Below are 17,751 nucleotides of genomic sequence, written 5' to 3' on the forward strand. Positions count from 1 at the left end.
CTCACCAGAGCGAGGCCCTGGCCCGCTCGGGCCACGCCTGGTCGTAGGCGTCGCCGCCGACGCGCTGCTCGCTGAGCACGGCGAGGATGCGCCCGGGGGACGGCAGCGTCGCCGGATCCACCTGCGCGGCCGGATCCCACAGGGCCGAGCGGACGATCGCCCGCGCGCACTGGAAGAACACCGTCTCGACGTCGACGATCATCACGGTGCGGGGCGGCTTGCCGTCGACCGCGAAGGACGCGAGCAGCGCCGGATCCGCCGTGAGGCGGGCGCGGCCGTTCACCCGCAGCGTGTTGCCGACGCCCGGGATCAGGAACAGGAGCCCGACCCGCGGATCGCGCACCACGTTGCGCAGCGAGTCGATGCGGTCGTTGCCGCGGCGATCGGGCAGCATCAGCGTGCGGGCGTCGTGGATGCGGACCACCTCGCCGGCGCGGTCGCCGCGCGGCGAGCAGTCGGCGCCTTCGGGGCCGACCGTGGCGAGCACCACGAAGGGCGACGCCGCGATGAGCTGCCGATACTCCGGCGTGATGTGGTCGACCTCCTTGGCGGTCGAGGTCTCGCCCGGCGTTCCGTACAACGCCTCGAGCTCGGCGACCGTGGCGATGAACGTCGTCATGCAGTGTGCTCTCCGAGGCGAGGGATCGTGACGTGAGCCGCATCTGCGCCCGTACCGGACAGCACGGCGTCGTGGACGACCCGGAACGGCGCGTCGGCTCCGTCCTGGCGCGACAGCACGATGCGGTCGATGGGCAGCGCACCGGCGTCGGTCACCGGGGCGAGCAGCGCCGCCAGCGTCGCGACGACGGCATCGCGGCGGTCCGCCGCGATCGGTCCAGTGAGCGTCATGTGGAAGCGGAAGTCGTCGAAGACATAGGGATAGCCCCAGCGATCGAGATGCTCGCGCTGGCGCGGCGACAGCGGCGCCGCGAGCCGGCGGGCCCGCTCGGCATCGCTCAGGGGCGCGCGAAAGGCGTCGAGCCGGGTTACGCAGTCGGCGGCGAGCCGGTCGAGCGCGGCGTCACGGACCGCCGGCACGACGGCGACGAAGTCGCCGAGCGCGCGCACCACCGGGCGGATCACCACGGGCACGCGCGGCTCCCGCGCGAGCGCGTCGACGGCCCGCACGAGCCCGTCCGCGTCGCAACCGGAGGCGAGACGGAACGGCGCCTTGAGGGTGGCGTGAAAGCCGTAGCGCCGCGCCGGCGCGACGAGCGCGGCCCAGTCGGCCGGCAGGTCGACGCCGCCGGGCGGTGCGAGATCGTCACCGCTGCGGCAGTCGTAGCCGAGCAGCGCGCTACCCAGGCGAAACAGCAGGCTGTCGGCGGACGGCACGACATAGATCGCCCAGCGGGGCGACCGATCCGGACGTGGCTCTCGGACGGACGGGGTCATGCGCAGGTCCCGATGCGGTGCAGCGAGGCGGCAGCATGCCGGAACCGACCGGGCTCGGCGAGATGGACGACGCGGCCCGCCACGACGGTCGCGACCACCCGGGGCGCCGCCGCATGGCGGCGATCGATCAGCACGAGATCGCCACGGCAGCCCGGCGCGATGCGGCCGCGGTCGGCGAGCCCGGCCGCGCGGGCCGGCGCCTCGGCGATCAGCGACCACGCGGCGGCGAGCGGCAGCGTGCCGGAGGCGTCGAGGCGGAACGCCGCCAGCAGCGGCGCCGGATGGTAGTAGTCGGAGGCGAGCACGGTGCAGAGGCCGAGCCGGATCATCTCGGTCGCGCTCGTCCAGCCGGTGTGGCTGCCGCCCCGGACCACATTAGGGGCGCCGAACACGATCTCGTCGCCATGCGCCGCGGCCTCGGCGGCCGCCTCCACGGTGGTCGGGAACTCGGCGACCCGGCAGCCCAGCGCACGGTACCAGGCACGCTGCTCCGGGCTGGTGTCGTCGTGCGAGAGCAGCGGCACGCCGTGCGCGAGGGCGACGCCGGCGAGGCGCTCGATCGAGCCCGGGACCTCGTCGCGCCGCGCCACCACACGCGCGACGAGCTGCATGAACGCCTCGTGCGACAGGCCGGACCGCTCGACCATGCGGGCGAGCTTGGCGGCACGGCCGGTCGCCTCCACGGTCAGGGTCATGTGGTCGTTGAAGGCGAGGATGTCGATCCGGCGGGCCGCGAGCCAGTCGGCGATCTCGGCCTCGGCGTCGAGATTGAACGTCTCGTGCCGCAGGTGCAGGCGGGTGTCGGCGGCGAGCCCGGAACGCAGGTCCTCGATGGCGGCGACGAGCCGCCGCGCATTGTCGGCACCGCGCAATCCCGGCTCCCACGACCAGGTGACGCCGTGGAACACCGTGGTGATGCCGTTGGCGACAACCTGGCGGTCGGTCTCGTGGAGGGCGACGTCGAGCGGAAAGTCGACGCCCGGCCGCGGCATGATCTGGCGCTCGAAGGCGTCGCCGTGAATGTCGACGATGCCGGGCAGGACCAGCAGCCCGGTCGCGTCGAGGGTCGGCCCGCCGCTGTCGCGCCCGGCCGGGGCGATCGATCCATCTTGCATGACCTTCACGGTCGCGTCGGTGAAGCGCCCGTCGATCAGGACGGCGCCGCCCGTGACCACGAGGCCGGCAGGCGCTTCGTCACGCCCTGGAAACGCAGCGCTCGTCACGCCGTCACCTCGCTCTGGCCGCGGCCGCCCTGATCGCCGCCGCTGCCGGTCGTCACCGCCCGCGGCGCCGCCGCGGACCGGCTCTCGTAGGTGTCGAGGAAGGCTTCGATCGACAGCGCGCGAAAATCCGGCAGCGCGAGATGCAGCGCCTCGTGGCTCCAGTCCCACCAGGCGAGGCGGATCAGCCTCGCCGCGATGTGGTCCTCGAACCGCCGGCGCACGATCCGGGCCGGATTGCCGGCCACGATCGCGTAGTCGGGCACGTCCTTGGTGACCACCGCATTGGCCGCGACCACGGCGCCAGTGCCGATGCTGCGGCCCGCCAGGACGACGGCACCGTGGCCGATCCACACGTCGTGCCCGATGGTGACGTGACGGCTGCGCCGCCACGCGAAGAACGCCGCCTCGTCGGCTTCGCCGGGAAAGTAGGCGCTCGCCCGATAGGTGAAGTGCGATTGGCTGGCGCGTTGCATCGGATGGTTGCCGGGATTGATCCGGGTCATCGCCGCGACCGAGCAGAACTTGCCGAACGTCGTGTAGGCGATGTCGCTGTCGTTGACGACGTAGGAGTAGTCGCCGAGCACGGTCTCCAGCAGCTTGGTCCGGGGACCGACCTCGGTGAAGCGACCGAGCCGGCTGTCGCGCACGTCGGCGCTCGGGTCGATCAGCGGAACCGGAGACAGCGTCTTGCTCATGGCGGGGTCCTTCGAGGCCGGGCGGCCGGAACGCTGGACACGGTGTCGTGACACGCCGATATCGGCGCGATGACGAAACGCTGACCTTCCCCGATTTCACCCGGTCCGCAAGGCCTTCCGCGAGGCGGCACGCGATATCGTCGTCCCGATGCGACGCACGCCTGTCACATCGGAAGCCGATCATCCGCCGCATGCATCGGCCGTCCCATCGGACGTCTCATCGATGGGCCGGCGCACGAAGGGGTCGCTGATGCTCGTCGTCGAAGGCCTGTCCCGTCGTTTCGGCGTCCACACTGCGGTTGCGGACGCGTCGTTCGAGATCGAGCGTGGCGCGTTTGTCGGCGTCATCGGCCGCTCGGGCGCCGGAAAGTCGACGCTGTTGCGGATGATCAACCGGCTGATCGACCCGAGCGAGGGCCGCATCGTGTTCGACGGCGTCGAGGTGACGGCGCTGTCGGGGCGCGACCTGCGCCTGTGGCGCCGCCGCGCCGCGATGATCTTCCAGCAGTTCAATCTGGTCGGCCGACTCGATGTGCTGACCAACGTTCTGATGGGACGCGTCGCCACGGTGCCGTCGTGGCGCGCCGTGGTCGGCGCCTGGCCGGACGCCGACAAGGCGATCGCGCTCTCGGCGCTGGAACAGTTCGACATCGCCGGCCTCGCGGCGCAGCGCACCGAGACGCTCTCGGGCGGCCAGCAGCAGCGCGTCGCCATCGCCCGCGCCCTGGTGCAGGAGCCGGAGCTGATTCTGGCCGACGAGCCGATCGCCTCGCTCGATCCCCGCAACACCCGTGTCGTGATGGACGCGCTGCTGCGCATCAACAAGCATCTCGGCATCACGGTGCTGTGCAATCTTCATTCGCTCGACATCGCCCGCGACTATTGCGACCGGCTGATCGGCATGGCGGCCGGCGCCGTCGTGTTCGACGGCGCGCCGGCGCAGCTCACCGACGCGCTGGCGCGGGAGATCTACGGTCTCGAAGCCGCCGACGTGATCGATCACGCCCCCGGGCTCGACCCGCTGCGCCCCGGGGCGCCGGTCGGCGAAGCCGCCGCGGCCTGACCCCCTCCCGCTCTTCCCCTGACGACGACCACAGGAGACGTCGCATGCTCGACCGTCGCATCGTTCTCGCCGGCGCGCTCGCCGCCGCGCTCGCCGCACCCGCGGCGCTGGCGCAGGACTACAAGGCGCAGGTTCCGGAGCTGATCTTCGCCAAGGTCCCGGACGAGAACGCCTCCGGCACCACCGACCGCTGGACGCCGTTCGTCAACTATCTCGCCAAGGAGCTCGGCGTGAAGGTGACGCTGCGCATCGCCAACGACTACGCCGCCGTGGTCGAGGGCCAGCGCGCCGGCAACATCCACATCGCCATGTACGGCCCGGCCTCGTATGCCCGCGCCGTCATCACCGGCGCTCAGATCGAGCCCTTCGCCATCGAGGTCAGCGCCGACGGCACCAAGGGCTACTATTCGGTGCTCTACGTGAAGGCCGAGTCCCCGTACAAGAGCATCCAGGATCTGAAGGGCAAGAACCTCTGCCTGGTCGACCCGAACTCGACCTCCGGCAATAACGTGCCGCGCTACGCCATGCACAAGATGGGGCTCGACCCCGACACCTATTTCGCCAAGGTGGTCTATGCCGGCAGCCACGAGAACGCGGTGATCGGCGTGCAGCAGGGCACCTGCGACGCCGCCTTCAACTGGTGGAACGACGAGACCGAGTCGAACCTCAAGCGCATGGCCCGCAAGGGCATGGCAAAGGCCGAGGACTTCCGCATCGTCTTCAAGTCCGATCTGATCGTGAACTCGCCGATGGCCTATCTGACGGCGCTGCCGGCGGGCCTCAAGGCGGCGATCCGCGACGCGGTGCTCAATGTCGCGACCAAGGACAAGGCGGCCTTCGACGCCATCTACGACGGCAAGCAGCTCCCGTTCCAGGCGGTCAGCCACAAGGACTACGAGCCGGTGATCGAGCTCGTGCGGTTCGTCGACGACCTGCGCAAGAAGAAGAAGGCCTCCTGATCCGCGGACCGGGGCCGTCCCCGGACGGCCCCCGGTCCCGAAACGTCCCGCCCGAAACGTCCGCCATGGTCTCCGCCGTCGTCATCCTCGGTCCCGAGCAGCTCGAACGCGCGGCGGCGCAGTACCGCGCCGCCGTCGCGGCGCGGCGTCTGCGGACCTTGCTCGGCCTCGCGATCCTGACGGTCGCGATCGGGCTCGCGGCCGTGGCCGGCGAGGTCGATCCCGGCAAGCTCGCGGCCAACGCCCATCGCCTGCCGGCCTATGTCTGGAACCTGGTGCCGCCGCTGACCTGGCGCAATCTCGGCGCCGATCTCGCCGAGTGGTTCTGGAATATCGACGACTGGCTCGGGCTCCTCGTCGACACGCTCCTGATCGCCTGGCTCGGCACACTCGCCGGCGGCATCGGAGCCTTCGTGCTCTGCTTCCTGGCCGCCGCGAATCTCGAGCGGCGCGGGATCGTTCGAGTCGTCACCCGGCGGCTTCTGGAATTCTGCCGCACCGTCCCCGAGATGGTGTTCGCGCTCCTGTTCGTGATCGCCTTCGGGCTCGGCGCCCTGCCCGGCGTGCTGGCGCTCGCGATCCATTCGACCGGCGCGCTCGGCAAGCTGTTCGCCGAGGTGGTGGAGAACATCGACATGAAGCCGGTGGAGGGCGCGACGGCGGCCGGGGCGACGCGGATCACCGCCATTCGGCTCGCCGTGCTGCCCCAGGTGCTGTCGAGCTTCGCCTCCTACGCACTGCTGCGCTTCGAGATCAACGTGCGGAGCGCCGCCGTGATGGGCTTCGTCGGCGCCGGCGGCATCGGCCAGGACCTGATGGTGGCGATCCGCAAGTTCTACTACACCGACGTCTCCGCCATCCTTGTGCTGATCATCGCCACCGTGATGATCATCGATCTCGTCACCGAGCGGTTGCGGCATCGGCTGATCGGCGGGGAGCGACGCGCATGAACCCGGTGGATCTGCCGCCGCGCGCCGCGACCGCCACCGACCTCGCCGCGCTGCGCCGACGGCATCCCCGGGCCTTCGCGCCGGCGGGCATGTGGACCCCGACAGGCGCCGCCGTGCTCGTCGTGATTCTCGCCGTGACCGCGGTCGCGATCTGGCGCCTCGACATCTCGGTGGCGCGGCTCGGTACCGGGCTCGTGCAGATCGTCGGCATTCTCGGGGCGATGTTTCCGCCGACCCCGGGGACGCATCTCGCCGTGTTCCTCCACGCCCTGGCCGAGACCCTGGCGATCGCGCTGCTCGGGACGCTGGGCGGCGCCCTGCTCGCCGCCCCGCTCGGCTTCCTCGCCGCCAAGAACATGATCCCGAACGTCTTCGCGCATTTCGCCGTGCGGCGCGGGCTCGACACCATCCGCGGCGTCGACGTGCTGATCTGGGCACTGATCTTCATCAACGTCGTCGGCCTCGGGCCGTTCGCCGGCATTCTCGCCATCGCGATGTCGGACACCGGCTCGCTCGCCAAGCTGTTCTCCGAGGCGATCGAGAACGCCGACCGCAAGCCGGTGGACGGGGTCGTCTCCACCGGCGCCTCGCCCGTGCTGGCGGTGCGCTACGGGCTCCTGCCGCAGGTGCTGCCCGTGATGGCGAGCCAGGTGCTCTACTACTTCGAATCCAACACCCGCTCGGCCACCATCATCGGCATCGTCGGCGCCGGCGGCATCGGCCTCCATCTCGCCGAGCAGATCCGGGTGCTGGAATGGGGCAAGGTGGCGTTCCTGGTGCTGATGATCCTGGTCACGGTCGCGGCCATCGACGCGGTGTCGAGCCGGCTGCGCTTCGCGATCATCGGCCGCAGCGCCATGGTGATCGACTGAGCCTTGGTCCGGTCGATCGAACCGGTGGTCATTCCGGGGCGGCGCGCCGCGCCGAACCCGGAATCCAGCCGGGGATGACGAGCTCGACCCTGGATTCCGGGTTCGCGGCTCCGCCGCGCCCCGGAATGACGACGAGCTGATCGATCGGCCCGGTCTACATGATCAGTGCGCGTCAGCTTTCGATCACCAGCTCGACCCGCTCGGCCGCGAAGCGCGTGCGGGTGACGACCACGGGCGTGCCGTCGGCGTCCACGTCGACGCTGTCGACCACCAGCACGGGCCGTCCGGGCGCGAGGTCGAGATGGACGGCGTCGTGAAGGTCGGCCTCTCCGGCCGTCACCCGCGTGCCGGCGCGGCGATAGTCGCCGATGCCGAAATGCGCCAGCGTGCGGGTCATCGATCGCTTCGCGGCGTAGACCGCCCCGGCCTCGGGGCAGCGCGCCGCCGGCAGCCACGACGTGGCGACGCACAGGACGACGCCGTCGGCGTGACGCGACAGCTCGAGGCGCACGACCGGCGTGCCGGCGGCGAGGCCGAGACGGCGCGCCACCTCGGCGGAGGCCGGCTCGGTCGCCGTGGCGATCAGCCGGCCGCCGGGCTGACGGCCGCTCGCCCCGACATTCTCCGAGAACCGCGTGCGCGGCCGGATCGGATAGGCGAGCCGCGTCGATTCGACGAAGGTGCCGCTGCCGCGCGCCGCCCGCACCAGCCCGCGCGCGCGCAGCGCCGCCAGCGCCCGGCGCACGGTGTGGCGGTTGACGTCGAACTGCGCCGCGATCGCCGCCTCGGTCGGCAGCTGCGTGCCGGCCGGATAGGTGCCACGGGCGATCGCGCCGGCGAGATGGTCGGCCACCCGGCGCCACAATGCGAGGCCGTCCTCGTCGTCTCGGCGCGCATCGGCACCGCCGCGGGTGCGGGTCGCCGGCGGTGAAACGGGAAAGGTCGTCATCAAACGGTCGCGCTTGCGGATTAGGAGTTGTCTATTAACATAGACAACTCGGCGACGCCACCGGATCCCGACGTGACCACCACCCCCCTCGATGCGACACCGTCGCGCGGCACGACCGATGCGAGCCGGACCGCGGGCCGGACCCTGGACCGCGGTACCGTCTCGATCGAGGCGCGTCGGGCCGCCATGGCCGTGCTGGTCGAGGCGGCGGCCGCCGACGTCGCCGCGCGCCTCGACGCGCTCGGCCCGCTGCCGGCGCACGATGTCGTGCGTCGGCCCGAAGCCGGCCTCGTTATGGTGCAGGGCCGCATCGGCGGCGACGGACGCGCCTTCAATCTCGGCGAGGCGACGGTGACGCGCGCCGCCGTCCGGCTCGCCGACGGCGAGGTCGGCTTTGCCTGCGTGCTCGGCCGAGACGGCGCCAAGGCGCGGCTCGTCGCGCTGTGCGACGCGCTGATGCAGAGCGACGTCTGGCGGACCGCCGTCGAGACGCGAGTCGTCGCACCGTTGCGCGAAACGCTCGAGACGACGGAGCTGACCGAGGCGGCCCGCACGGCAGCGACGCGGGTCGACTTCTTCACGCTCGTGCGCGGGGAGGACTGAGATGGACGCGCGCCTGTCGCCCGGCTTTCGCGATCCGGTGAACGCCGCCCAGGCGGTGTTCCGTGCCGTGATGGATGCGCTGGCGCGGCCCGGCACGGCCGTGCCGCTCGGTGAGTCCGTTGCCCTCGCCCCACCGGCGCCGCTGCGTACCGGTGCGGCCGCAGTCGCGCTGACGCTCCTCGACCAGGACACGCCGGTGTGGCTCGACCCGCCGCTCGCCGCCGCGCCCGCCGTCGCCGCATGGCTGCGCTTCCACACCGCCGCGCCGGTGGTCGACGATCCGGCCGCGGCGTCGTTCGCCCTCGTGTCGGACCCGACGGCGATGCCCTCGTTCGGCTCCTTCGCGCCCGGCACGCCCGACTATCCGGACCGTTCGGCGACCCTGATCCTGCAGGTCGACGATTTCGCGCACGGTCCGCTGCTGATTCTCGCCGGTCCCGGCATCCCGGGCCGCCGCCTTCTGCAGGCGACGCCGCTGCCCGACGACATCGCCGCGCGCCTCGTCGCCAACCGGGCACTGTTCCCCTGCGGCATCGACCTCGTGCTCGTGACCGACACGGCCGTCGCGGCCCTGCCGCGCTCGGTGACGCTCGGCGAGGGAACCTGACATGTATGTCGCGGTGAAGGGCGGCGAGCGCGCCATCGAGAACGCCCACCGACTGCTCGCCCATGCACGGCGCGGCGATCCCGCCGTGCCCGAGCTGACGCTCGACCAGATCACCGGCCAGCTCACGCTCGCCGTCGACCGGGTGATGACCGAGGGCTCGCTCTACGACCGCGCGCTCGCCGCACGGGCCATCAAGCAGGCGCGCGGCGACCTGATCGAGGCGATCTTCCTGCTGCGCGCGTTCCGGGCGACGCTGCCGCGGCTCGGCACGACGCGGCCCCTCGACACCGGCGCGATGCGGGTGCGACGGCGCATCTCGGCGACCTTCAAGGATCTCCCGGGCGGCCAGGTGCTCGGGCCGACCTTCGACTACACGCATCGCCTGCTGGAGCCGGACGACGGCACGGTGGCCGCCGAACCGGCCTCCGCGGAGCCCCTGCCCGACGCGATGCCGCGCGTCACCGATCTGCTCGCCGCCGACGACCTGGTGGAGCCGGCGCCGCCGCCGGCCGACGCCACGGCGCCGGGCGATCTCACCCGCGACGCCCTCGCCTTCCCGGCCGAGCGCGACCTGCGCCTGCAGAATCTCGCCCGCGGCGACGAAGGCTTCCTGCTCGCGCTCGGCTACTCGACCCAGCGCGGCTTCGGCCGCACCCATCCGTTCGCCGGCGAGATCCGCATGGGCGAGGTGGCGCTCGAGGTGTTCGCCGAGGAGGCCGGCTTCGCCCTGCCGATCGGCCGCATCACCGTGACGGAGTGCCAGACCATCAACCAGTTCAAGGGCTCGGCGAGCGAGCCGCCGCGCTTCACCCGCGGCTACGGGCTCGTCTTCGGGCACGGCGAGCGCAAGGCGATGAGCATGGCGCTGGTCGACCGCGCGCTGCGCGCCGGCGAGCTCGGCGAGGAGGCGACGGCGCCGGCCCAGGACGAGGAGTTCGTGCTGGCGCACTCCGACAACGTGCAGGCGACCGGCTTCGTCGAGCACCTCAAGCTGCCGCACTATGTCGACTTCCAGGCCGAGCTCGGCCTGGTGCGCAAGATGCGGGCGTCGTTCTTCGCGCAACGCGACGGCGGCGACGCGAAGGACGATCACCCGACGAAAAACGAGCCGAAAGACGACGACCTGAAGGAGGCCGCCGAATGACGGCGCCGGCCTACAACTTCGCCTATCTGGACGAGCAGACCAAGCGGATGATCCGCCGCGCCATCCTCAAGGCGATCGCGATCCCCGGCTATCAGGTGCCGTTCGCCAGCCGCGAGATGCCGATGCCCTACGGCTGGGGCACCGGCGGCGTGCAGGTGACGGCCGCCGTGCTCGGCCGCAACGACGTGCTGAAGGTGATCGACCAGGGCTCCGACGACACCACCAACGCGGTGTCGATCCGGAAATTCTTTGCCCGCACGGCCGGCGTGCGGACGACGACGCGCACCGGCGAGGCGACCGTGATCCAGACCCGCCACCGCGTGCCGGAGACGCCGCTGCGCGCGGGGCAGATCCTCGTCTTCCAGGTGCCGATCCCCGAGCCGCTGCGCTTCCTCGAGCCGCGCGAGACCGAGACGCGACGCATGCACGCACTCGCCGACTACGGCGTCATGCACGTGAAGCTCTACGAGGACATCGCCCGCCACGGGCACATCGCCACCACCTACGCTTATCCGGCCAAGGTCGCCGACCGCTACGTGATGGACCCCTCGCCGATCCCGCGCTTCGACAACCCGAAGCTCGACGACTGCCCGGCCCTCCAGCTGTTCGGCGCCGGACGTGAGAAACGCATCTACGCGATCCCGCCGCACACCCGCGTCGTCTCGCTCGACTTCGAGGACCATCCGTTCGAGCCCTATCGTCACCCCGGTCGTTGCGCGCTGTGCGGCGCGACCGTCTCGTTCCTCGACGAGGTCGTCACCGACGACCGCGGCACCCGCATGTATGTCTGCTCCGATACCGACTACTGCGAAGGCCGGCGCGAGGCGGCCGCAGCCCGGACCGGACAGGTCGAGGAAGCGACCCATGGCTGAGGCGCCGCTCGCCGCTCGTGGGCAGGACCTCGTGATCCGCCCCGCCGCCGCGGCCGATCTTCCCGGCGTGCTCGCACTCTACGCCCAGCCGGACTTCGACGCCGGCGACGTGCTCTCGCTCGACGAGGCGGAGGCGCTGCTGGAAAAGTTCGCGCGCTATCCCGACTACACGCTCCATGTCGCATGCGAAAATGATCACGTCGTCGGCACGTTCGCGCTCCTGGTGATGGACAATATCGGCCATCGCGGCGCCCCCTCGGCGATCGTCGAGGACGTGGCGGTCGATCCGACCCGGCAGGGCGAAGGGATCGGCGCCGCGATGATGCGCTTCGCGCTCGCGCGCGCCGCCGAGAAAGGCTGCTACAAGCTGATGCTGTCGTCCAATGCACGGCGCGTCGCCGCGCACGCCTTCTACGAGGGGCTCGACTTCGAGCGCCATGGCTACTCGTTCAGGGTCGCCGTCGTCCCCGCCCCGGTCGACCAAGATGCCCGCACGGCCGAGGCGTCCGCATGACCGCGCCCGACGACGACGCACCCCTGCTGATCGCCGAGGGTCTCACCAAGGCCTACGGCCGCCAGCTCGGCTGCCGCGACGTCTCCTTCGCGCTTCACGAGGGCGAGGTGCTCGCCGTGGTGGGCGAGTCGGGCTCCGGCAAGTCGACGCTGCTGCGGCTCCTGTCCGGCCTGATGGCGCCGGATGGCGGCCGCGTGCTCTACCGCATGCGCGACGGCGTCACCCGCGATCTCGCGACCCTCGCCGAGGCCGAACGCCGCTTCCTGTTCCGCACCGACTGGGGCTACGTCCACCAGGACCCGGCCGCCGGGTTGCGCATGGGCGTGTCAGCCGGCGCGAACGTGGGCGAGCGGCTGATGGCGGTCGGCTGGCGCCACTACGGCCGCATCCGCGACACCGCGGTCGACTGGCTCGACCGCGTCGAGATCGCCGCCGACCGCATCGACGAGACGCCGCGCAGCTACTCGGGCGGTATGCGCCAGCGCCTGCAGATCGCCCGCAACCTCGTCACCGGTCCCCGCCTCGTCTTCATGGACGAGCCGACCGGCGGGCTCGACGTGTCCGTGCAGGCGCGCCTGCTCGATCTGCTGCGCGGGCTCGTCGCCGATCTGGGGCTCGCCGCCGTGGTGGTCACCCACGACCTCGCGGTGGCGCGGCTCCTCTCGCATCGCATCCTGGTGATGAAGGACGGGCTGGTGATCGAGACCGGCCTCACCGACCAGGTGCTCGACGACCCGCACGAGGCCTACACCCAGCTCCTCGTCGCCTCGATCCTGCCGCCCTGAGGCCGCCATGCTCGCGCTCGAGATCACCGGTGCCGCCAAGACCTTCACGATGCATCTCCAGGGCGGCGTCCGGCTGCCCGTCGTCGCCGGCGTCGACCTCTCGGTCGCGCCGGGCGAGTGCGTCGTGCTCACCGGCCCGTCCGGCGCCGGCAAGTCGTCGGTCCTGAAGATGATCTGGGGCAGCTACCGGTGCGACGCCGGCGCCATCATGGTCCGGCACGGCGACACGATGGTCGGCGACACGATGGTCGACGTCGCGCGGGCGACGCCGCGCCAGATCCTGGCGCTGCGTCGCGACGTCGTCGGCTATGTCAGCCAGTTTCTCCGCGCGGTGCCGCGCGTGCCGGCGATCGACGTGGTCGCCGAGGCGGCCGGCCGGCAGCCCCGCGAGACGGCGCGGGCCGCGGCCGCCGATCTGCTCCGCCGCCTCGCCATCCCGGAGCGGCTGTGGCCGCTGCCGCCCGCCACCTTCTCGGGCGGCGAGCAGCAGCGCATCAACATCGCCCGCGGCTTCCTGCCCGATCGGCCGCTGCTGCTGCTGGACGAGCCGACCGCCTCGCTCGACGCCGCCAACCGCGCCGTCGTCGTCGATCTGATCAGAGCCAAGAAGGCGCGCTGCACCGCCGTCGTCGCCGTCGCCCACGACGCCGAGGTCCGCGACGCGATCGCGGACCGCCTCGTCGACGTCACCCGCTTCACCGGAACCCGCCCGCAATGACCGACCCGACCGTGACCGACCCGAACGCTAGCGACCCGACCGAGAGGCTGCTCACCAACGCCCGGGTCGTGCTCGCCGACAGGGTGATCGAGCGCGGCTGGGTGGCGATCGCGCGCGGCCGCGTCGTCGCGGTCGGCGACGGCGCCGCCCCCGAGAAGGGCGACGATCTGGGCGGCGACCTCCTGCTGCCCGGCCTGGTCGAGCTGCACACCGACCACATCGAGGCGCATTACGTGCCGCGCCCGAAAGTCTACTGGAACCCGGCCGCCGCGGTCGTCTCCTACGACGGCCAGATCGCGACGAGCGGCATCACGACGGTGCTCGACTCGCTGCGCGTCTGGCGGGAGGAGAGCGCCGAGGCGGTCAACGGCCAGGCGACGACGCTCGCGGCCGCGATCTCGACGGCGCGCGACGCCGGGCTCCTGCGCATCGATCACCTGCTGCATCTGCGCTGCGAGGTGCCGATGCCGGACGTCGTCGACGAGGCGCGATCACTGGTCGACCGGCCCGACGTGCGGCTGATCTCGCTGATGGACCACACGCCGGGCCAGCGCCAGTTCCGCGACGAGGAGAAGCTGCGCATCTACTATCGCGGCAAGGCCGGCGGCCTTACCGACGCCGAGCTCGACGTGATGTTCGCCCGCCGGCTGGCGTTGCAGGCGGCCCATGCCGGCGACAACTACCGGGCGCTGGTCGACCTCGCCCGCGCCCGCGACGTGCCGCTGGCGAGCCACGACGACACCACGCTCGATCATGTCGCCGAGGCGGTCCGCGACGGCATCGCCATCGCCGAGTTTCCGACCACCATGGAGGCGGCCATGGCCCTGCACGCCGCCGGCGTGCGGGTCATGATGGGGGCGCCGAACCTGGTTCGCGGCGGCTCGCACTCCGGCAATGTGGCGACCGCCGACCTCGCCGCCGCCGGCGTGCTCGACATTCTCTCCTCCGACTACGTGCCGTCGAGCCTGCTCGGCGCCGCTCTGCTGCTGCCCGAGCTGGTGCCCGGCCTCGATCTCGCCACGGCGGTGCGCACCGCCTCCAAGACGCCGGCCGAGGCGGTCGGCCTGACCGATCGCGGCGAGATCGCGCCGGGCAAGCGCGCCGATCTCATCCAGGTCCGGTGGGTGGACGGGATCGCGGCGGTGCGTCGCGTCTGGAGCGCCGGACGCCGGGTCGCCTGACGATCGCGGCGACGGACGCGACCGAACGTTCTCACATCACGCGCGAGACGATCCTCGGATCGACGGCAAACGCCTTGTCCCGCCGCCATCCCGCCCGGCGTCTCGTCCGGCCCGCCGTCAATGCGCCGCCTCGGCCGGGATGCCACGCGCGGCCAGCTCCTCGCGCCAGGTCTTGAAGTAGTCCTCGTCACGGTCGTTGTCGTGATGGTCGTGATAGGCGTTCTCGGTCATGCCGAGGCGCCAGTAGCCGATGGCGTGGATCTGGCGGCGGTCCATCTTGCGCTCGTCGCGCACATAGGCGCGCAGCGCCCGCACGGTCGCCGACTCGCCGGCGATGAAGGCGAAGGGGCGCACGGCAGTCTCGGGCCACGGCAGCGCCAGCACGGCGTCGCGCAGCAGCGTGGTGCGGCCGGGCGCCTGGCCGTTCCGATGCAGCCAGGTCAGCGTGATTCCGGCGGGCTTGCGGAAGGTCTGCTCCTCGGCCGCGTCCGGCACCTCGACGAAGGCATGGCCGACGGCATCGTCGGGCAGCTTCTCCAGGATCGCGGCGATCGCCGGCAGGGCCGTGTGGTCGCCGGCGAACAGATACCAGTCGGCCGGGTTGATGGCTCGGCCGCCCGGCCCGCCGACGCCGACGCGGTCGCCGGGCTTCGCCCGCCGCGCGAAGCGCGTCGCCTCGCCGTCGGCGTGCAGGACGAAGTCGACGGCGAGCTCGCCCGCCGCCGCGTCGAACCAGCGCAACGTGTAGGTGCGCACGATCGGGCGGACCGGGTCGTTCGGCCAGACCGGCTTGCCGCCCGGGCCCTCCAGCGGCCAGCCCGGATCATCGACGCCCTCCGGCGCGAACAGGATCTTCAGATTCAGCGCGTCGTCGCGGAAGCCGGCGAGCTCGGGCCCGCCGAGGATCAGGCGGCGCATCTGCGGCGTCACGCGTTCGGTGCGCAGCACCTCGAGCACGCGGATGCCGCGGAAGCGCGCCGGCGCGCCGGCCGTGGCGATGGTCGGGTCGGTCATGAGAGTCCCTCGTGGCGATCAGGCTGCGGTGGAATTTTCCGGCGGGACGCCGGCGGCAGGTGCAAAGACCGGCGGCGCGTCGAGCGCACCCTCGACGACGACATGCGGGACGCCGTTCGGGCCGGGCGCGATGCGGGCGGCGACGCCCCACACGGCGGCGAGCGTCTCGGCGGTCAGCGCCTGCGCGGGCGTGCCGTTCGCCGCGACGCGACCGTGGTCGAGCACGACGATACGCTCGGCCCAGCGCGCCGCGAGATTGAGGTCGTGCAGCACGACGACGACGGTGCGGCCCTCGGCGGCGAGCGAGCGGGCCGCCTCCATGACGGTGACCTGATGGCGCAGATCGAGCGCGCTGGTCGGCTCGTCGAGCAGCAGCAGGCGCGGCTCGCGCACTAAGGCCTGAGCGAGGCTGACGAGCTGGCGCTGGCCGCCGGAGAGCTGGTCGAGCCCGTCGAGCGCGAGGTCGGCGATGCCGAGCCGGTCGAGGGTCGCGACGGCGCGGCGGGTCGCGTCGGCGTCGGCGAGCCCGTCCGGCCGCGACGCCTCGAAGGCGGCGACGACCGATTCCAGCACCGACAGGGCAACGCCCTGCGGCAGCGCCTGCGGCATGAAGCCGACCAGATCGGCGCGCGCGACGAGCGGCAGGCGCAGGAGATCGACGTCGCCGAACATCACCCGCCCCTCGGCCCTGACGAGGCCGGCGAGCGCCTTCAGCAGCGTCGACTTGCCGGCCGCGTTGGGTCCGGTGAGCGCCGTCACGGCGCCGGCCGGCAGCGGCGGCAGCGAAAGGTCGCGCAGCACCGGGCGGCGCGGATAGCCGGCCGTGAGCCGTTCGATCGTCAGCGCGGCACGCATCAATGCCCCCGCCGGGTCAGCACGAGAGTGATGAAGATCGGCACGCCGACGAGCGACGTGATCAGGCCAATCGGCAGCACGATGCCGGGCACGGCCGCCTTGCTGGCGACCGAGGCGAGCGACATCAGCACGGCGCCGCACAGCGCGCTCGCCGGCAGGAAGAAGCGATGGTCCTCGCCGATCAGCAGGCGGGCGATGTGCGGACCGACCAGGCCGACGAAGGCGATCACCCCGACATAGGCGACCGCGGCGCCGGTGAGCAGGCTCAGCCGCATCAGCGAGAGCATCCGCAGCCGCGCGATATCGATGCCGAGGCTCTGCGCCCGCTCGGTGCCGAGCCGCAGCGCCGTGAGCGTCCAGGCGGCCCGGAACGAGAACGGCACCACGCAGGCGATGACAAGGGCGAGAATCGTCACCTTCTCCCGGGTCGCCCGCGACAGGCTGCCCATGGTCCAGAACACGAGCTGCTGGAGGGCCTGCTCGCTCGCCACGAACTGGGTGATGGCGACCAGCGCGTTGAAGGTGAAGAACAGCGCGATGCCGAACAGCACCAGGCTGTCGCCGCTGCGCCGCAGCCGCCCGAGCGACTGCAGCAGCATCGCCGAGCCGAAGGCGAACACGAAGGCGTTGACCGGGATGCTCCAGGTGGCCGGCACGCCGGGCAGCGCGAATCCGAGCACGATGGCGAGCGCCGCCCCGAAGGTCGCGGCGGCCGACAGGCCGAGCGTGAACGGGCTCGCCATCGGATTGTTCAGCACGGTCTGCATCTCGGCACCGGCGAGCGCCAGCGCGGTGCCGACCAGGATCGCCATCACGGCCTGCGGCAGCCGCACGTCGAAGACGATCACGGCGGCGGCGCGCCCGAGCGTGTCCGGAAACAGGAGACCGCGCACCACGTCGAGGGCCGTCAGGGTCGACGGGCCGGTGCCGAGGTCGACCACGAAGGCGGCAATGCCGGCCAGCGCCAGCGCCGCCACGATCATGGCCCGCCGGCGCAGCCGCCGGCGATGCGCGGCGAGAGCCGCCTCGGCGACGGCGGAGAGGGGCGCGGTGCCGGTCATGGTCACGGACGGCGTTCCAGTCGGGCACGGGATGTCGGCAAAGTTCCGAGGCCGGGGCTCACCCCCCTCCCTGTCCCTCCCCCACAAGGGGGGAGGGAACGCAGGAGCCGGAGCCTCTCGGCAAACGGACGGGCCACCGTGCTTTTCGCGACAGCATCGCGTCGCACTTCGGCCTGCTCCCTCCCCCCTTGTGGGCAGGGCTATCGCGTTTGGACGAGGAGCTTGAAGAGGAAGTCGTCGTTCCATCCGGCCTGCCTGAGCTTTCCGGCGAGTGAGCCCTTGGTCTGATCG

The 17,751-nt window shown here is 71.9% G+C and carries 20 protein-coding genes; 12 read left to right on the forward strand and 8 right to left on the reverse strand.

What is annotated here, in order from left to right:
- Window position 1 precedes the first annotated feature (1 nt).
- Genes ABTU92_RS11755 through ABTU92_RS11770 form a run of 4 tightly spaced genes read right to left on the reverse strand, consistent with a single transcriptional unit; the run spans window position 2 to window position 3,313 of the window.
- A complete protein-coding gene (locus tag ABTU92_RS11755) occupies window positions 2-619 on the reverse strand; it encodes a pyridoxamine 5'-phosphate oxidase family protein (RefSeq protein WP_408090765.1) in 618 nt (205 codons plus the stop codon).
- Window positions 616-1,395, reverse strand: coding sequence for a DUF1045 domain-containing protein (locus ABTU92_RS11760; protein ID WP_408090767.1), 780 nt, complete (start codon window positions 1,393-1,395; stop codon window positions 616-618). Before ABTU92_RS11760 ends, ABTU92_RS11755 begins: the two co-directional genes overlap by 4 nt.
- Window positions 1,392-2,618, reverse strand: coding sequence for an alpha-D-ribose 1-methylphosphonate 5-triphosphate diphosphatase (locus tag ABTU92_RS11765; protein ID WP_408090769.1), 1,227 nt, complete (start codon window positions 2,616-2,618; stop codon window positions 1,392-1,394). The genes ABTU92_RS11760 and ABTU92_RS11765 overlap by 4 nt, the downstream gene beginning before the upstream one ends.
- Window positions 2,615-3,313: a chloramphenicol acetyltransferase gene (locus ABTU92_RS11770; protein WP_408090771.1), complete on the reverse strand. Its 699-nt coding sequence runs from the start codon at window positions 3,311-3,313 to the stop codon at window positions 2,615-2,617. The genes ABTU92_RS11765 and ABTU92_RS11770 overlap by 4 nt, the downstream gene beginning before the upstream one ends.
- A gap of 250 nt (window positions 3,314-3,563) precedes the next feature.
- On the opposite strand from ABTU92_RS11770, the gene phnC reads away from it, so the two are divergent.
- From phnC to phnE (ABTU92_RS11790), 4 genes are all read left to right on the forward strand, one after another.
- On the forward strand, window positions 3,564-4,376 hold the full coding sequence (gene phnC, locus ABTU92_RS11775; protein WP_408090803.1) for a phosphonate ABC transporter ATP-binding protein: 813 nt from the start codon (window positions 3,564-3,566) through the stop codon (window positions 4,374-4,376).
- A 44-nt stretch (window positions 4,377-4,420) separates the two neighbouring features.
- Window positions 4,421-5,335, forward strand: coding sequence for a phosphonate ABC transporter substrate-binding protein (phnD, locus tag ABTU92_RS11780; RefSeq protein WP_408090773.1), 915 nt, complete (start codon window positions 4,421-4,423; stop codon window positions 5,333-5,335).
- 65 nt (window positions 5,336-5,400) lie between these two features.
- Window positions 5,401-6,285: a phosphonate ABC transporter, permease protein PhnE gene (gene phnE / locus ABTU92_RS11785; protein ID WP_408090775.1), complete on the forward strand. Its 885-nt coding sequence runs from the start codon at window positions 5,401-5,403 to the stop codon at window positions 6,283-6,285.
- A complete protein-coding gene (gene phnE, locus ABTU92_RS11790) occupies window positions 6,282-7,157 on the forward strand; it encodes a phosphonate ABC transporter, permease protein PhnE (RefSeq protein ID WP_408090777.1) in 876 nt (291 codons plus the stop codon). The genes phnE (ABTU92_RS11785) and phnE (ABTU92_RS11790) overlap by 4 nt, the downstream gene beginning before the upstream one ends.
- A gap of 172 nt (window positions 7,158-7,329) precedes the next feature.
- Here phnE (ABTU92_RS11790) and phnF read toward each other — a convergent pair whose 3' ends face one another.
- On the reverse strand, window positions 7,330-8,106 hold the full coding sequence (gene phnF, locus ABTU92_RS11795; RefSeq protein ID WP_408090779.1) for a phosphonate metabolism transcriptional regulator PhnF: 777 nt from the start codon (window positions 8,104-8,106) through the stop codon (window positions 7,330-7,332).
- A gap of 186 nt (window positions 8,107-8,292) precedes the next feature.
- On the opposite strand from phnF, the gene phnG reads away from it, so the two are divergent.
- The 8 genes from phnG to ABTU92_RS11835 are packed head-to-tail and all read left to right on the forward strand — an operon-like array spanning window position 8,293 to window position 14,530.
- A complete protein-coding gene (gene phnG, locus ABTU92_RS11800) occupies window positions 8,293-8,709 on the forward strand; it encodes a phosphonate C-P lyase system protein PhnG (RefSeq protein ID WP_408090805.1) in 417 nt (138 codons plus the stop codon).
- 1 nt (window position 8,710) lies between these two features.
- Window positions 8,711-9,316 carry a phosphonate C-P lyase system protein PhnH gene (gene phnH, locus ABTU92_RS11805; protein ID WP_408090781.1) on the forward strand — a complete coding sequence of 202 codons (606 nt, stop codon included), beginning with the start codon at window positions 8,711-8,713 and terminating at the stop codon, window positions 9,314-9,316.
- Window position 9,317: 1 nt separating this feature from the next.
- Complete coding sequence (locus tag ABTU92_RS11810; RefSeq protein WP_408090783.1) at window positions 9,318-10,460, forward strand: carbon-phosphorus lyase complex subunit PhnI; 1,143 nt, start codon at window positions 9,318-9,320, stop codon at window positions 10,458-10,460.
- Window positions 10,457-11,332 (forward strand): alpha-D-ribose 1-methylphosphonate 5-phosphate C-P-lyase PhnJ, encoded by an 876-nt coding sequence (locus tag ABTU92_RS11815; RefSeq protein WP_408090785.1) that lies wholly within the window; start codon window positions 10,457-10,459, stop codon window positions 11,330-11,332. The genes ABTU92_RS11810 and ABTU92_RS11815 overlap by 4 nt, the downstream gene beginning before the upstream one ends.
- A complete protein-coding gene (locus tag ABTU92_RS11820; RefSeq protein ID WP_408090787.1) occupies window positions 11,325-11,846 on the forward strand; it encodes a GNAT family N-acetyltransferase in 522 nt (173 codons plus the stop codon). The genes ABTU92_RS11815 and ABTU92_RS11820 overlap by 8 nt, the downstream gene beginning before the upstream one ends.
- Complete coding sequence (gene phnK, locus ABTU92_RS11825; RefSeq protein WP_408090789.1) at window positions 11,843-12,631, forward strand: phosphonate C-P lyase system protein PhnK; 789 nt, start codon at window positions 11,843-11,845, stop codon at window positions 12,629-12,631. Before ABTU92_RS11820 ends, phnK begins: the two co-directional genes overlap by 4 nt.
- Window positions 12,632-12,638: 7 nt before the next feature.
- Window positions 12,639-13,349, forward strand: coding sequence for a phosphonate C-P lyase system protein PhnL (gene phnL / locus ABTU92_RS11830; protein ID WP_408090791.1), 711 nt, complete (start codon window positions 12,639-12,641; stop codon window positions 13,347-13,349).
- Window positions 13,346-14,530, forward strand: coding sequence for an alpha-D-ribose 1-methylphosphonate 5-triphosphate diphosphatase (locus tag ABTU92_RS11835; RefSeq protein WP_408090793.1), 1,185 nt, complete (start codon window positions 13,346-13,348; stop codon window positions 14,528-14,530). The genes phnL and ABTU92_RS11835 overlap by 4 nt, the downstream gene beginning before the upstream one ends.
- A 117-nt stretch (window positions 14,531-14,647) precedes the next feature.
- On the opposite strand, the gene ABTU92_RS11840 is transcribed toward ABTU92_RS11835, so the two are convergent.
- The 3 genes from ABTU92_RS11840 to ABTU92_RS11850 are packed head-to-tail and all read right to left on the reverse strand — an operon-like array spanning window position 14,648 to window position 17,460.
- On the reverse strand, window positions 14,648-15,544 hold the full coding sequence (locus ABTU92_RS11840) for a siderophore-interacting protein (protein WP_408090795.1): 897 nt from the start codon (window positions 15,542-15,544) through the stop codon (window positions 14,648-14,650).
- A gap of 18 nt (window positions 15,545-15,562) precedes the next feature.
- The gene (locus ABTU92_RS11845; protein ID WP_408090797.1) at window positions 15,563-16,399 is read right to left on the reverse strand and encodes an ABC transporter ATP-binding protein; all 837 of its coding nucleotides are present in this window, start codon (window positions 16,397-16,399) and stop codon (window positions 15,563-15,565) included.
- Complete coding sequence (locus ABTU92_RS11850; protein WP_408090807.1) at window positions 16,399-17,460, reverse strand: FecCD family ABC transporter permease; 1,062 nt, start codon at window positions 17,458-17,460, stop codon at window positions 16,399-16,401. Before ABTU92_RS11850 ends, ABTU92_RS11845 begins: the two co-directional genes overlap by 1 nt.
- Window positions 17,461-17,751: the final 291 nt, after the last annotated feature.

It is taken from the genome of Rhodoplanes sp. SY1 (genome assembly GCF_046000175.1).
Taxonomy (GTDB): Bacteria; Pseudomonadota; Alphaproteobacteria; order Rhizobiales; family Xanthobacteraceae; genus Rhodoplanes.

Excerpts from the sequence above, each read along its gene's own strand:
- ABTU92_RS11850 (WP_408090807.1), bottom strand. The coding sequence starts at position 17,460 with ATGACCGGCACCGCGCCCCTCTCCGCCGTCGCCGAGGCGGCTCTCGCC.
- phnC (WP_408090803.1), top strand. The coding sequence starts at position 3,564 with ATGCTCGTCGTCGAAGGCCTGTCCCGTCGTTTCGGCGTCCACACTGCG.
- ABTU92_RS11810 (WP_408090783.1), top strand. The coding sequence starts at position 9,318 with ATGTATGTCGCGGTGAAGGGCGGCGAGCGCGCCATCGAGAACGCCCAC.
- phnE (WP_408090775.1), top strand. The coding sequence starts at position 5,401 with ATGGTCTCCGCCGTCGTCATCCTCGGTCCCGAGCAGCTCGAACGCGCG.
- ABTU92_RS11755 (WP_408090765.1), bottom strand. The coding sequence starts at position 619 with ATGACGACGTTCATCGCCACGGTCGCCGAGCTCGAGGCGTTGTACGGA.
- ABTU92_RS11760 (WP_408090767.1), bottom strand. The coding sequence starts at position 1,395 with ATGACCCCGTCCGTCCGAGAGCCACGTCCGGATCGGTCGCCCCGCTGG.
- phnL (WP_408090791.1), top strand. The coding sequence starts at position 12,639 with ATGCTCGCGCTCGAGATCACCGGTGCCGCCAAGACCTTCACGATGCAT.
- ABTU92_RS11820 (WP_408090787.1), top strand. The coding sequence starts at position 11,325 with ATGGCTGAGGCGCCGCTCGCCGCTCGTGGGCAGGACCTCGTGATCCGC.
- ABTU92_RS11835 (WP_408090793.1), top strand. The coding sequence starts at position 13,346 with ATGACCGACCCGACCGTGACCGACCCGAACGCTAGCGACCCGACCGAG.
- phnF (WP_408090779.1), bottom strand. The coding sequence starts at position 8,106 with ATGACGACCTTTCCCGTTTCACCGCCGGCGACCCGCACCCGCGGCGGT.
- phnH (WP_408090781.1), top strand. The coding sequence starts at position 8,711 with ATGGACGCGCGCCTGTCGCCCGGCTTTCGCGATCCGGTGAACGCCGCC.
- phnE (WP_408090777.1), top strand. The coding sequence starts at position 6,282 with ATGAACCCGGTGGATCTGCCGCCGCGCGCCGCGACCGCCACCGACCTC.
- phnG (WP_408090805.1), top strand. The coding sequence starts at position 8,293 with ATGGCCGTGCTGGTCGAGGCGGCGGCCGCCGACGTCGCCGCGCGCCTC.
- ABTU92_RS11815 (WP_408090785.1), top strand. The coding sequence starts at position 10,457 with ATGACGGCGCCGGCCTACAACTTCGCCTATCTGGACGAGCAGACCAAG.
- ABTU92_RS11845 (WP_408090797.1), bottom strand. The coding sequence starts at position 16,399 with ATGCGTGCCGCGCTGACGATCGAACGGCTCACGGCCGGCTATCCGCGC.
- phnK (WP_408090789.1), top strand. The coding sequence starts at position 11,843 with ATGACCGCGCCCGACGACGACGCACCCCTGCTGATCGCCGAGGGTCTC.
- ABTU92_RS11840 (WP_408090795.1), bottom strand. The coding sequence starts at position 15,544 with ATGACCGACCCGACCATCGCCACGGCCGGCGCGCCGGCGCGCTTCCGC.
- ABTU92_RS11770 (WP_408090771.1), bottom strand. The coding sequence starts at position 3,313 with ATGAGCAAGACGCTGTCTCCGGTTCCGCTGATCGACCCGAGCGCCGAC.
- phnD (WP_408090773.1), top strand. The coding sequence starts at position 4,421 with ATGCTCGACCGTCGCATCGTTCTCGCCGGCGCGCTCGCCGCCGCGCTC.